The organism is Nocardioides sp. NBC_00368 (assembly GCF_036090055.1).
Classification (GTDB): Bacteria; Actinomycetota; Actinomycetes; order Propionibacteriales; family Nocardioidaceae; genus Nocardioides.
The window spans coordinates 1,918,659-1,930,751 of sequence record NZ_CP107970.1 but is presented as its reverse complement, the minus strand read 5'-3'; the positions used below and the strand labels follow the sequence as shown (position 1 = coordinate 1,930,751).

The window sequence follows — 12,093 nt, the reverse complement described above, 5'->3', positions numbered from 1 at the left end:
GGAGACTGCGATGGCCAGCTCCGAGGGTCGTCGTTCGGCCAGTGCCGGGTGTCGTTCTCAAGCCTGCTCAGCGTGAGGACCGCTCGGAATGCTCGAGTGCTGCCCTTCCGCTGCCCTTGCCCTGCCCATCAGCGCTCAAACCTGATTCAATGCCGGGGGTGGAGACGTGGACGGGAGCAGAGGCGCGGTTGCTGCGTAAGGTGGCGCTGCGGCTGAGCCTGCGTGACTTCGCCGATCGCTTAGGCATCCCCTCGCGCACCATCTCGAAGTGGGAGGCGGCCGGTTCGGCCAGGGTCCCGCGGCCGCACATGCAGGCCATGCTCGACACCGTTCTGGATCGCGTCGACTCCGCTGCACGGCTCCGGTTCGAGGCAGCCCTGGCAGAGCGCCGGGTGGCGCTCACCCATCCCGCGGCCGTGACGGACGACGTCGTCTCGGATCAAGCGCACGGCCCGGAGTTCGACGATCTGAGCCGCCGCGAGTTGCTGCGGCTGATGACGATGGCCGGAACCCTCATCGCGATGGCCGGGCTCGAGGACGGCATCGACTGGGAACGCATCGAGCACATCGGCCGGATCGGTCCTGAGACCCTCGACGAGTACGCCGCGCTCAACGGCCATCTGTGGCGCGTCTTCGCACTGGCGAAGACGAAGCGCCACACCTACCCGCTCGTGCGCGAGCACCTCGGCGTGCTGGTCTCGGCGCTGCAGCGTACGCACAGCGAAGACGTGCATCGGGAGCTGTGTTCCCTGATCGCTGACCTCTTCCAGCTCGCCGGGGAGATCTTCTTCGACAGCAACCGCTACACCGACGCGGCGCACTGCTACACCCTGGCCGCCTCGGCAGGGAAGGAAGCCGGCGCGCATGACGTGTGGGCGACCGCTTTGACGCGCCATGCGTTCATCGGCGTCTACGAGAATCAGCACGCCGACGCCCGGCCCATGCTCGACCTGGCCGCGCGGGTCGCGTCCAAGGGCAACCCGGGTCTGTCGACGCGCTTCTGGGTGAGCACAGTCCAGGCACAGGTACACGCCGGGCTCGGCGATCTGGCCGCCTGTCAGCGCTCCCTCGATCATGCCGATGACGTCCGCCACCTGGCCGGCCGGATTCACACCGACGGCTGGCTTCGCTTCGACGGCTCCAGGCTCCCCGAAGAGCGTGGCGCCTGCTACGTCACCCTGCAGCGCGCTGACCTCGCCGAGCAGGCCCTCGACACAGCCCTGAGTACGGACATCTCAGCCCGTCGACGCGGCGGTGTCCTGACCGACCTCGCGATGCTCGGGCTCCAGCAGGGAGACCTCGACCAGCTCGTGGTCCACGCCGACGCCGCGATCGAGGTCGCGAGGGCCACCGGCTCGGGATGGGTCGAGCGCAAGCTCACTGGCCTGAACAACCAGCTCGCGCCGCTGATGGGCGAGCCGCGGGTGAACCAACTCAGCCAGAAGTTGGCGTCGATCACGGCGTCATGACAACAACGAAGGAGAACGCTTTGTCGGTCGACCAGGGACGAGTCTTTCGCGAGGCTTGGATCGCCGGGATCAACAAGCACTACCCGGGCGAGCCGAAGCCGAGCTACGTGGCCCCGTGGGATGAGACCCCCGACTGGGAGCGCTCGAGCGCGGCTGCGGTCTATCAGCAGGTCCGTGCCTTCGTCGAGACCTCAGGCGGCGCGACGGCCAAACTCACTCGTGAGCAGAAGGGCCGGTTCGTAGCCCTCTGCTGGATCGGGCAGATCTTCAAGCACTTCCCCGACCCGAAGCCGTCCTATGTCGCCGACTGGGCGGACATGCCGGAGTGGCAGCGCGAGACCGACGCGGACATCTTCGAGCACATCGAACAAGCCGCGTAGCCGTACTTTGCTCGTCCGCGGGGGTACGTAGGTGTCGGTGACTCAACCGCCGATCACCGAACGGGGAGTGCCCTGACCGCTGCGACAGCGTGCGGGCAAACATGCGGGCATGGTCCATTCGAATCGCCTCGGGTGTGCTGTGGAAACCAGAGGAACGTCGCCACTTCGGAGGGAGATCATCATGACGACGACGAGGATGCAGCAGGACCCGATGGCGTCGTACTCACTCGCCGAGGCGGCGGAGATCCTTGGGGTGACGGACCGGACGCTGCGCAACTACATCGCACGCGGGAAACTGCCTGCATATCGGATCGGTGCGCGCATCGTGCGGGTGAGGCGAACGGATCTGGAAACGCTGTTCCACAGGATCCCGGTCGTTACCGGCGACCGCTGAGTGTCGGTCACGTGGGCGGATTGGTCTCTGCCGGATAACCAGCCAGGACGGACATCCTGGCAGCGAGGTCCTGCATACGGTCGGCGACGGCGTGTTGGTAGCGGATCGCGGCGGTGGGCGTCGTGTGGCCGGCTAGAGCCATGAGTTCAGCCAACGTCGCGCCGGCGATCGCGGCGTTGGTCAAACCGGTGTGGCGCAAGTCGTGGAAGTGGAGCATGGGGCGGCCGGCGAGCCGGCGGGCTTCGTGCCAGCCGTAGCCGGAGCGCTTCACCTCGCCCTTCTTCGGGCCCTTCGTGTGGAAGGTCGTCGCGGCACCGTAGAAGGGCTTGGCGTTGAGGTGGTTGCCGGTCTTTGCGGCGAAGAGCAGTCCGTCGGCGCCTGGCTGAGTGTGAATGTCGAGGTGGTCGCGGAGGTCCTGGATGAGGTGTGGCGGAATGGGTACGTCGCGGACCCCTGCTTCGGTCTTCGGCGGTCCGATCACGCAGCTCGGCCGGCACCCGCAGAGTCGGGAATCGGGTGGGAGGTCACTGGTGTCCTTTACCCGGGTGACGCCCCGCTGGACCTTGATGACCTTGCGGTCCAGGTCGATGTCCTTGCGACGGAGCTCGGTGAGCTCGCCGAAGCGGAGGGCACACCAAGCCGCGACCGGGAGCATGAGTCGGCGACGCTCGGGCATGACGGTGACCATCATCGCGAGCTCCTCGTTGTTCACTGGCTCGACCTTGTGTCGCCGCGTGGACGTCCCGCCGCCGCGTACCTTGGCAGGGTTGGAGGTCGTGATCAGGTCGCGTTCTACGGCGGTGCCGAGGATCGTGCGGAGCAGTCCGTAGGCGCGGGCGCGCTGGGTCGGCGTCCGCTTCGCAGTGACCTGATACCAGTTGTCGATCATCGGGGTGCTTATCGCAGTCAGCGGGAGGTCGCCGAAGGTCGGGAAGATGTGATTGTCCAGAAGGCGTCGGTATTCGTCGCGAGTGCGTCCTGCGAGCGGACGCCCTTTGACCTTGCGGTTGGCGAGCCACTCGTCGGCGTACGGGCCGAACTTCAGGACGCCGGATTCTGTTGCGCGCTTGCGAGCGAGCTTGCGCTCGGCCGGGGGCGTCCAAGTGCCGTTCGAGATAAGCCTGCGCTCATCGAGAAGCCAGGATTCGGCATCGAGCTTGGTGTCGAAGGTGTGCGGGCCGTTGTGGCGCACAGGGGTGGGCTTCCCGCTGGCGGAGAGCCGGACCGCGCCGTACGGGTCGTTGTAAAATGCGTGCCATCGCCCGGAGCGTGCGCCCTTGGTCGGCGGCAACTGCCGGACGCGGCCGAAGCCTCGCTTCGTCTTGGTCGTCATCGTTCCTCCAAAGTGCTACGTGAGTGCTACTTCGGATGGCACGCGGTTCCGGAACATGCCGGACGGGACCGAGTTCGCAGGATCATAAAGTCCCAGGTCGGCTGCTGGTTTTCCTGGTGATTCCGCAGGGTTCATGATCCAGGTCCGACCCCTTCGAACCCAGTATCACGCACCACCTGGAAAAGGCCGCCTGACCTGCTGATAAGCAGGTCAGGCGGCCTTTCTTCTGTCGAGACGTGCTGCGCGGATGCTGCCTCGCGTCGGGCTCGAGGTCGCACCTCGCCTCGCCCGACGTGGGCGTCGACGCTGGCGCCGGTGAGTCCGACAGCGGAGATGGTCGCCGGCTGTCGGCGATGGTCGATCGATCCAGCACATCCGAGAGGCAGGACTCGCGTGCCCGGCCGAGTCAGGGACGCTCGGTCGGCGACGCGAGGCCGTGGGCGATTGCCCAGCTGACCGCCTGGCTGCGGGTGGTGACCTTGATCTTTCGGTAGGCCCGCCGGACGTGGCTCTTGAGGGTGTTCCCGCTCATGGCGAGCCTTTCCGCGATCTCTTGGTTGGACCACCCCTGGCTGATCAGCATGAGGACCTCGATCTCCCGGGCGGTGAGCCCCGCTGCTGTGCCCTGCCGGTCGCTGCGGGGCTCGTTGATCGGCTCGCCGGCGGCGGTGAGTTCGATACTGCGTACGAGTTCGTGGGCGTGCGCGCTCATCGAGATCCAGGCTCTGGCGCCCAGTGCGTGGGCCCGGGCGTGTAGGTCGGGGCGTAGGTCTCGGCTGCAGATCAAGACCTTCGCATCGGTCTCGTGCAGCAGGTGGGCGAGTTCACGCTCGCCGGCGAGGAACAGGCCGAAGGTGTCGTACACGATCACATCGACCCGGGCGGTGTGGCAGTGGGCGCATGGAAGTGCGGTCACCGCCACGCGGTCGGGATAGTCATCGAGCATCGTGGTGAGCCCACGCCTGACGACCTCCTGCGGACTGATCACCGCAACTCGCACCAACTTCGGCCCGGTCACATCCTGACCTTCTCAGAACGGAGCGGGTGGCGTGGCCGGAATGGCCGTTTCCACGGGCACGCGGGTTCTCGAATCGGACGTTCGAGGCTGACCGCGAGTTCGGCTCAGGCGACTGTGAAACACGATGATCGGTTGCATGTAGGGGTGGGGGCGCGACTACCGTGGGTTCACCCGATGAAAGGTCTGGGTGACTTCTTTCCTGCCGCAAGGTGCGGAAGTGACACCACGATGGCGTCGTCGGGTGCCGCGACCTCGACACCTGCTCGGGGTCGCGGCCCGGCGCCCCGATGTGGCGTCAGGTGTCAGCCCTGCTCGCGGCTCAGTGACTGCGGCGGCAGGAGCGGGTGCGGCTGGAGGTCGACACGACGTACGCCGCACCGGGCGCAGCGCACGTAGAGAACTCGACCCTCCGACGTCTGATGGCTGGACTCGGTGAGCCAGCCGTGCTCGTGGAGGGCGTCCACGTCCCGGGACTGTTCGATTGCGCTGTCGGTCATGGTCGCCACTTTGCTGTAATGGTCTTATGCATCTCAACCCTTACGGCGAGTACGCCGTGCTGATGGCCGGTTCGCTGGCCGACGACTGGCCCGAGGACCGGGCCGGGATCGAGGCTCGGACCCGGGAGTTCGGGATGACGATGGACTTCGGTGAGTCTGCGGACGACCACCGACGTACTCGGGAGGTGATCGACGAGTGGCTCCGTGTCGTCGATGCGCAGGAGCCGGCGGAACGGGCGCGGTTGCTCAACGAGCTGATGGCGCAGGCGACCGCGTACCCGAGGCTGACCGACCACGACGAGGAGGGGTGGCACATCCACTTCCGTGACGACACCAACGATTCGCTTCCCGACGTGCTGCGAGCGGTGATCAGCGTGGGCACGGCGCTGCACCTGACCACTCGCGGGATCCACCGCCTGAGCAGGTGCGCCGCGGGGCAGATCGAGGGGGACTCGTGCACCGCGGTGGTCGTGGACGTGACCCGCAACGGACGCCAGCGCTACTGCTCGGTCCGCTGTGCCAACCGGGCTGCGGTCCGCCGCCACCGGGCCCGGCGATCCGGCGTCAACTGATCGGCCCTGTCGAGATCAGTGACGACTGGGGGAGGCGCGGGGCAGACTGGGCCCATGATCTCTGTGCCCGACAGAGGCCGTCCTGAGCTGCGGGTGCGTCTCTCCGCCGAGGCCGCCAGCGTGCCCGGTGCGCGCAGATTCGTCACCGACGGGCTCCGGGAGTGGGGCCGTCCGCATCTGGTCGACGACGCCGCCCTGTGCGTGACCGAGATGGCGGCGAACTCCGCGCTGCACAGCGGCAGCCCCTACATGCAGGTCCGGATGCGTGATCTCGAGCCCGGGGTGCGGCTCAGCGTCGAGGACGACGGCGCACTGGTTCCGCTCCCGGCCGTGGCTCCGCCGCCCGTCGAGAGTCAAGGCACCACCGGGCGCGGGCTGGCGATCGTGTCGGTGCTGGCGAAGTCATGGGGGATCGAGGAGCGTGTCGACGGCCGGAGGATCTGGGCAGACCTCGTCGGCGACGGGGTCGAGCACGACGTACGACCTCCCGCGGTCGAGTTCGGCGAGCAGCCGATGGCGGAGCCGGTCGTCCTGCCAGCGGACTGGGTCACCGTCCGGTTGCCTCGCTGCCCGGTGCAGCTCGGTCTCCAGATCGACCAGCGCCTCGACGATCTGGTCCGTGAGCTCCAGCTCATCGACTCCGACGACGGCCCGACCCCGCCGCGCGAGCTCGGCCAGCTCATCGAACGCCTGGTGACCCGGCCGGCCTTCGCGCGTCACATGGGTCGTCGGATCGCCCTGGACGCAGCCGCGGCGGGGCTGGAGTACGTCGACATCGAGATGACCCTTCCGCGCGAGATGGCGCCCCTGCTCCGTGAGCTGCTCGCCGCGGACAACCTGGCCGACGAGATCGGCGAGACCCACCACCTGCTCACCCTGCGCTCGACGCCGGAGATGGTGTCCCTGCGGACCTGGTTCACCGACAGCATCGTCGGTCAGGCCGAGGAGGACGCCGACCCCGTGCCGTACGACGAATGGGTACGGGCGCAAGGTGGCCTGGGGTGACAGAGGCGGGCTGATCGAGCCGACGGCTCGCTACTTTCCTCCGCGGCCCCCGCCGTCGGTGGCACGAGCCGTCAGGAAGGCGATGGCGCGGCCCATGGTCGCGAGGTCGGGGTAGTCGGACTCGTCGATCCGGATGCCGGTCGAGCCGCTGAGCAGCTCGACGAAGGAGAGGAAGTCGAGCGAGTCGAGCTCCAGCTCGGCGCGGAGCTGAGCATCGTCGGGCAGGGCGTCGAAGTCGGCGTCGGGCACGATTCGCGTGATCGCCGCAGCGATCGCCGCGCGGGCGGCGGCGGGAGACATGGTGGTGGCGTCGCGGGTCATAGGTCCTCCGGGTGCTGGAGTCGTTGCTCGATGTCGGTGAGGAAGCGGGCGCCGGTGAAGCCGTCGGTGGCGCGGTGGTCGCCCGCGAGAGTCAGCGTGGTGACAGGACGTACGCCGATGAGGCCGTCCACCGCCCAGGGCCGTTCGACGACGCGGCCGAAGCCGACCAGCGCCACCTGCGGCGGGTAGATGACCCCGTGCACCGCCTCCACGCCCTGCTCGCCCAGGTTGGTGACCGTGATGGTCGAGTCGCTGAGCTCGCTGCCACGAAGGTGGCCCGCGCGGGCGCGGGTCACCAGGTCCCGCATCCCTGCCATCAGCTCCTCGACGGAGAGGTCGGCCGCGTCGTGCAGCGCGGGAGCGACGAGTCCACCGCCACGCAGCGAGATCGCGATGCCCAGGTGCACGGCACCGCCGGGGGTGAAGCCGCCGTCGACCCAGAAGCCGTTCAGCGCCGGCGTCGCCTGCGCGGCCAGCGCGGTCGCTTTCAGCATCAGCGCCGCCGGCACCAGCCGGTGGCTGACGTCGAGGGCACGGTTGCGCTCGTGCAGCCACGCCATCGCGTGCCCCAGATCGACCGTGGTCGAGAGGTAGTAGTGCGGAACCTCGCGCTTCGAGCGGCTCATCAGGTTGGCGATCACGGTGCGCATCGCGTCCGCCTTGGGCGGCTGGTGCGCCGGGTGGGTCTCCTCGGGAACCGGCTCCGGCGGGGCCGCGGCAACGGGGGCGGGCGAGGCCGCCGCGGCGCGTACGTCCTTGGCGCGGATCGGCGCGTCGTCCGTCGTCGTCACGGTTCGGAGGTCGACGCCCAGCTCGGCGGCCAGTCGCCGGGCGAGAGGAGTCACGCGGACCGATCCGGGGCGCTCGGCAGTTACCTCGGCAGCCACTTCGGCAGCCACCGGGACGTCCGCCGCGGCTTCCTCCGCGCCCTTCTTCGGCGCCTTCTTGGGCGCTCTCTTCGGGGCGTGGGTCGGTGCGACAGGTGGTGCTTCGACCTCGGGCGATGGCGCCACCGGTTCCTCGCCGGACGGCGCTGCGGAGACTCCGTTCCCGAGGACCGCGAGGACCTGTCCGACGGGGACGGTGGTCCCCGGTTCGACGAGCAGCTGCTGGACGACGCCTTCGACGAAGGACTCCACCTCGATGTTGGCCTTGGCGGTGTCCACGACGGCGACGATGTCGCCCCTGTGGACGGCGTCACCGGGTTTGACCAGCCACTCCTGGAGCGTGCCCTCGTCCATGTCGGCTCCCAGCGAGGGCATGGTGAAGTCGGCCATGGCTCACCTCACGACCTTGCGGGCGGCGGCGACGACGTCCTCGGACTGCGGGAGAGCGGCGTCCTCCAGGTGCTTGGCGTAGGGGAGCGGCACCTCGGCGGTGCAGACCCGCTCCACCGGGGCGTCGAGATCGTAGAAGGCCTGCGCCATGATGCGAGTGCCGATCTCGGCGGAGATGCTCCCGCTGCGCCAGCCCTCGTCCACGACGACGGCCCGATGCGTACGTCGCACCGACTCGATGATCGTCGCGTCGTCGAGCGGGCGCAGGGTGCGCAGGTCGACGACCTCGGCGGAGATCCCTTCCTCGGCCAGGGTCTCGGCCGCCTCGAGCGTCTTCTGCAGCGTGCCGCCGTAGGTGATCAACGACAGGTCGGTGCCCGGCCGGCGGATGGCTGCGTGGTCGATGTCCACCGGGCCGGCATCGGCGGCGATCGTCCCCTTCAACGTGTACAGCGAGCCGTGCTCGAAGATCAGCACCGGGTCGGGGTGCGCGAGCGCGGGGGCGAGCATTCCGCGGGCATCCTCGAGCGTGGCCGGGGTGAGCACCCGGATGCCTGGGATGTGGGCGTACCAGCCTTCGAGGCTGTGCGAGTGCTGCGCGGCCAGCTGCCGTCCGGCGCCGGTGGTCATCCGGATCACCAGAGGTACGTTGTACTGCCCACCGGACATGTAGAGCAGCGATGCCGCCGTGTTCATGATCTGGTCGAGCGCGAGCAGGCTGAAGTTGACGGTCATCACCTCGACGATCGGTCGCATCCCGCCGATCGCCGCGCCGATACCGGCCCCCACGAAGGCGGACTCGGAGAGCGGGGTGTCCCGGATCCGCTCAGGACCGAACTCCTCGAGCAGACCGAGGCTCACCGCGAAGCAGCCCCCGTAGTCACCGACGTCCTCGCCCATCAGGAACACCCGGTCGTCCTCGCGGAGCGCCTCGCGCAGCGCTTCTCGGAGCATGTCGCGATAGGTGGTCTCCAACGCGGTCGCTGTGGTCATGACGCCTCCTGGTCCGAGCACACGAATCGGGTCAGCTCCTCGACCGGCTCCAGCGGGCCCTCCTCGGCGGCGGCGACGGCCAGGTCGATCTCGGCGGCGATCTCGGCCTCCATCGCGCTCAGTGCCTGGTCGGTGAGCTGGCCGTCGGCCCGCATCACCGTCTCGAGCGCGTCGATCGGGTCGCGTCCCTTCCAGTCCGCGATCTCGGTCTTGTCGCGGTAGCGGTCCGGGTCGTACATGGAGTGCGCCCGGAAGCGGTAGGTCGCCAGCTCGAGGAAGTGCGGACCGCCGCCGGACCGGATGCCGTCGACCGCCCGTCGCGCCGCGCTCTCGACGGCGAGAACGTCCATGCCGTCGACCGGGGCCGCGACGAGACCGTAGGACGAGGCACGGAGCGCGAGATCGGTCCGGCCGTGCTCCTTCGCGATCGTGGTGCCCATCGCGTAGCGGTTGTTCTCGCAGCAGAAGAGCACCGGCAGCTGCCACAGGCTGGCGAGGTTGAGTGCCTCGTGGAACTCGCCCTCCGCCGCGGCGCCCTCGCCGAAGAAGCACACCGTCACCCGGTCACGTCCTTGCAGCTTGTCGGCGAGAGCCAGACCGACGGCCAGCGGGATCCCGCCGCCGACGATCGCGTTGCCTCCGACGAACGAGGTCGGCCGGTGAAACAGGTGCATCGACCCGCCGCGGCCGCGGCTGCAGCCGGTCTGTCTGCCGAAGAGCTCGGCCATGACGGCGTCCATCGGGACGCCGCGGGCCAGCGCGTGGCCGTGCTCTCGGTACGTCGAGACGATCGCGTCGTCGCCGGACAGCGCCGAGACGACGCCGGTGGCGATCGCCTCCTCGCCGACGTAGAGATGCAGGAAGCCGCGGATCTTGGCGGCGCTGTAGAGCTCCGCGCACCGCTCCTCGAAGCGGCGGATGGCCAGCATCGTACGCAGCAGCTCGGCCCGATGCTTGGCGACTGCGCCGCTCTGAGTCTGCGGAGCCTTGGTCTGAGCAGGGCGGCGGTGGGCGGTCATGACGGCCGCTCCAGGGTGGACAGGTCGCCCTCGGGCAGACCCAGCTCACGCGCCTTCAGCAGCCGGCGCATCACCTTTCCGCTGCTGGTGTGCGGCAGGTGCGGATCGAACGCGATCTCCTTCGGGGCGAGCCCGCCGAGCCGGCGCCGGCCGAAGGCGAGCAGCTCCAGCTCGAGGTCGTCGGACGGCTCGAACCCGGGCTTGAGCGTGACGAACGCCTTGACGACCTCACCCGCCACCGCGTCCGGCTTACCGATGACGCCGGACTCGAGCACGGCCGGATGCTCCATCAGCGCGGTCTCGACCTCGAACGGCCCGATGAGATGACCGGCGGACTTGATCACGTCGTCGGCCCGGCCGACGAACCAGAAGTAGCCGTCGGCGTCGACGCGCGCCAGGTCGCCGCTGAGATACCAGCCGCCGGCGAAGCACGAGTCGTAGCGCTCCTGGTCGTTCAGGTAGCCGCGGAACATCGAGGGCCACCCCGGCCGCAGGGCGATCTCACCGACCTCGTCGGTGCCTGCCTCGCGGGCGGCGCCGTCGACGATCGCGGCTCGGCCGTCTTCGCCACGGGCCAGCACCGCGGCCCGGATGCCCGGCATCGGCCGGCCCATCGAGCCGGGGCGTACCTCCGTGCCCCGGTAGTTGCTGATCATGATCGCGCCGGTCTCGGTCTGCCACCAGTTGTCGTGCACGGTGAGGCCGTACGCCTCGCGGCCCCAGACCACGACCTCCGGGTTGAGCGCCTCGCCGACGCTGGCGATGTGCCGGAGTGCGGAGAGGTCGTGCTGCCGGGGGAGATCGGTGCCGTACTTGACGAGCATGCGCAGCGCGGTGGGTGCCGTGTACCAGACGTCGACCCGCTGCTGTTCGAGCAGGCGATACCACGCCTCGGCGGCGAACTCACCGGCGTAGCTGATCAGGGTCGCGCCGTGGGTGAGCGGCGCGATGATGCCGTACGAGGTGCCGGTGACCCAACCAGGATCGGCCGTGCACCAGAACACGTCGCCGTGGCGCAGGTCGAGCGCGAAGGCGGAGGTGGCGTGGTGCGCCACGACGGCCTCGTGCACGTGCACGGCGCCCTTGGGCTTGCCGGTCGTGCCACTGGTGAAGTGGAGGAGAGCCATGTCCCCGGGGTCGGTCCGCGGGATCGCGTAGTCCGGCGACGTCGCGTCCAACGCCGGATCGAGTGCGATCGTGCCCTCGACGGCGGTGTCGCCGACGAGCAGGACGTGCTGAAGCCCCGGCAGGTCGGCGCGGATCGGCGCGACCTTGCGGCGGTAGAGGGACGGGGTGGTGACCAGGACGCGGGCATCGCCGAGCGAGAGCCGGTCCCGGATCGGCTCGGGGCCGAACGAGGAGAACAGCGGCGAGAAGACCGCAGTGTGCTTGAGCGTGCCGAGCGCGACGACGTACTGCTCGGGCTGTCGGCCGAGCAGGCTCATCACCCGATCGCCCTTCCTCACTCCGAGCTCGGCCAGGACATTGGCGAAGCGGCTCGTACGGGCCGCCAGATCGGCGTAGGTCAGGTCCTCGACCGTGCCGTCCTCGGCCACGCATCTGATCGCGACGGTGCCGCCGCGGCCCTCGGCCAGGTGCCGGTCGACGGCGACGTGGGCGATGTTCAACCCGCGGCCGTCGGGCAGGTCCGGGATACCCGCGCGCACCGACTCCCAGGAGAAGGCGCGGTACGCCTCCTCGTAGTCGCTGAAGGTCCGAGACTCTCCCTCGATGACTGCCTGCATGCCGATCCTCCTCGCGACCCGCTGTCCCTACGAATCTCGCCCGCGGGAGAGTCGGGTCGGCAGGGCCCAA

At 69.0% G+C, this 12,093-nt stretch carries 13 protein-coding genes; 5 read left to right on the top strand and 8 right to left on the bottom strand.

The genetic code is table 11. From position 1 onward, the window contains the following. The first annotated feature begins 158 nt into the window (after nucleotides 1–158). The 3 genes from OG984_RS09250 (at nucleotide 159) to OG984_RS09240 (ending at nucleotide 2,243) form a co-directional block, all read left to right on the top strand. Nucleotides 159–1,469, top strand: coding sequence for a helix-turn-helix domain-containing protein (locus OG984_RS09250; protein WP_328531296.1), 1,311 nt, complete (start codon nucleotides 159–161; stop codon nucleotides 1,467–1,469). Then, on the top strand, nucleotides 1,466–1,849 hold the full coding sequence (locus OG984_RS09245) for a hypothetical protein (RefSeq protein ID WP_328531295.1): 384 nt from the start codon (nucleotides 1,466–1,468) through the stop codon (nucleotides 1,847–1,849). The genes OG984_RS09250 and OG984_RS09245 overlap by 4 nt, the downstream gene beginning before the upstream one ends. 181 nt (nucleotides 1,850–2,030) lie before the next feature. Next, nucleotides 2,031–2,243: a helix-turn-helix domain-containing protein gene (locus tag OG984_RS09240; protein ID WP_328531294.1), complete on the top strand. Its 213-nt coding sequence runs from the start codon at nucleotides 2,031–2,033 to the stop codon at nucleotides 2,241–2,243. Nucleotides 2,244–2,250: 7 nt separating this feature from the next. Here the strand turns inward: OG984_RS09240 and OG984_RS09235 are convergent, their stop codons facing one another. The 3 genes from OG984_RS09235 to OG984_RS09225 form a co-directional block, all read right to left on the bottom strand. After that, a complete protein-coding gene (locus tag OG984_RS09235; RefSeq protein ID WP_328531293.1) occupies nucleotides 2,251–3,576 on the bottom strand; it encodes a tyrosine-type recombinase/integrase in 1,326 nt (441 codons plus the stop codon). Nucleotides 3,577–3,982: 406 nt separating this feature from the next. Beyond that, the gene (locus tag OG984_RS09230; RefSeq protein WP_328531292.1) at nucleotides 3,983–4,564 is read right to left on the bottom strand and encodes a response regulator transcription factor; all 582 of its coding nucleotides are present in this window, start codon (nucleotides 4,562–4,564) and stop codon (nucleotides 3,983–3,985) included. A 332-nt stretch (nucleotides 4,565–4,896) separates the two neighbouring features. Beyond that, entirely contained in the window at nucleotides 4,897–5,091 is a 195-nt protein-coding gene (locus OG984_RS09225; protein ID WP_328531291.1) for a hypothetical protein, read from the bottom strand. Nucleotides 5,092–5,117: 26 nt separating this feature from the next. Here OG984_RS09225 and OG984_RS09220 point away from each other — a divergent pair, with 26 nt between their 5' ends. Both OG984_RS09220 and OG984_RS09215 read left to right on the top strand, forming a co-directional pair. Next, complete coding sequence (locus OG984_RS09220; protein ID WP_328531290.1) at nucleotides 5,118–5,663, top strand: CGNR zinc finger domain-containing protein; 546 nt, start codon at nucleotides 5,118–5,120, stop codon at nucleotides 5,661–5,663. 54 nt (nucleotides 5,664–5,717) lie between these two features. Next, nucleotides 5,718–6,668, top strand: coding sequence for an ATP-binding protein (locus OG984_RS09215; RefSeq protein WP_328531289.1), 951 nt, complete (start codon nucleotides 5,718–5,720; stop codon nucleotides 6,666–6,668). 30 nt (nucleotides 6,669–6,698) lie between these two features. Here the strand turns inward: OG984_RS09215 and OG984_RS09210 are convergent, their stop codons facing one another. The 5 genes from OG984_RS09210 to acsA are packed head-to-tail and all read right to left on the bottom strand — an operon-like array spanning nucleotide 6,699 to nucleotide 12,023. Then, the gene (locus OG984_RS09210; RefSeq protein ID WP_328531288.1) at nucleotides 6,699–6,989 is read right to left on the bottom strand and encodes an acyl carrier protein; all 291 of its coding nucleotides are present in this window, start codon (nucleotides 6,987–6,989) and stop codon (nucleotides 6,699–6,701) included. After that, nucleotides 6,986–8,266: a dihydrolipoamide acetyltransferase family protein gene (locus tag OG984_RS09205; RefSeq protein WP_328531287.1), complete on the bottom strand. Its 1,281-nt coding sequence runs from the start codon at nucleotides 8,264–8,266 to the stop codon at nucleotides 6,986–6,988. The genes OG984_RS09210 and OG984_RS09205 overlap by 4 nt, the downstream gene beginning before the upstream one ends. 3 nt (nucleotides 8,267–8,269) lie before the next feature. Continuing rightward, entirely contained in the window at nucleotides 8,270–9,259 is a 990-nt protein-coding gene (locus OG984_RS09200) for an alpha-ketoacid dehydrogenase subunit beta (RefSeq protein ID WP_328531286.1), read from the bottom strand. Then, a complete protein-coding gene (gene pdhA / locus OG984_RS09195; protein ID WP_328531285.1) occupies nucleotides 9,256–10,278 on the bottom strand; it encodes a pyruvate dehydrogenase (acetyl-transferring) E1 component subunit alpha in 1,023 nt (340 codons plus the stop codon). The genes OG984_RS09200 and pdhA overlap by 4 nt, the downstream gene beginning before the upstream one ends. Next, nucleotides 10,275–12,023 carry an acetate--CoA ligase gene (gene acsA / locus OG984_RS09190; RefSeq protein WP_328531284.1) on the bottom strand — a complete coding sequence of 583 codons (1,749 nt, stop codon included), beginning with the start codon at nucleotides 12,021–12,023 and terminating at the stop codon, nucleotides 10,275–10,277. Before acsA ends, pdhA begins: the two co-directional genes overlap by 4 nt. Between the last annotated feature and the right edge of the window lie 70 nt (nucleotides 12,024–12,093).

What these genes read in the sequence shown, in the direction of transcription:
- OG984_RS09205 (WP_328531287.1), bottom strand. Translation starts at nt 8,266, where the DNA reads ATGGCCGACTTCACCATGCCCTCGCTGGGAGCCGACATGGACGAGGGC.
- OG984_RS09235 (WP_328531293.1), bottom strand. Translation starts at nt 3,576, where the DNA reads ATGACGACCAAGACGAAGCGAGGCTTCGGCCGCGTCCGGCAGTTGCCG.
- OG984_RS09225 (WP_328531291.1), bottom strand. Translation starts at nt 5,091, where the DNA reads ATGACCGACAGCGCAATCGAACAGTCCCGGGACGTGGACGCCCTCCAC.
- OG984_RS09215 (WP_328531289.1), top strand. Translation starts at nt 5,718, where the DNA reads ATGATCTCTGTGCCCGACAGAGGCCGTCCTGAGCTGCGGGTGCGTCTC.
- OG984_RS09220 (WP_328531290.1), top strand. Translation starts at nt 5,118, where the DNA reads ATGCATCTCAACCCTTACGGCGAGTACGCCGTGCTGATGGCCGGTTCG.
- OG984_RS09240 (WP_328531294.1), top strand. Translation starts at nt 2,031, where the DNA reads ATGACGACGACGAGGATGCAGCAGGACCCGATGGCGTCGTACTCACTC.
- acsA (WP_328531284.1), bottom strand. Translation starts at nt 12,023, where the DNA reads ATGCAGGCAGTCATCGAGGGAGAGTCTCGGACCTTCAGCGACTACGAG.
- pdhA (WP_328531285.1), bottom strand. Translation starts at nt 10,278, where the DNA reads ATGACCGCCCACCGCCGCCCTGCTCAGACCAAGGCTCCGCAGACTCAG.
- OG984_RS09200 (WP_328531286.1), bottom strand. Translation starts at nt 9,259, where the DNA reads ATGACCACAGCGACCGCGTTGGAGACCACCTATCGCGACATGCTCCGA.
- OG984_RS09245 (WP_328531295.1), top strand. Translation starts at nt 1,466, where the DNA reads ATGACAACAACGAAGGAGAACGCTTTGTCGGTCGACCAGGGACGAGTC.
- OG984_RS09210 (WP_328531288.1), bottom strand. Translation starts at nt 6,989, where the DNA reads ATGACCCGCGACGCCACCACCATGTCTCCCGCCGCCGCCCGCGCGGCG.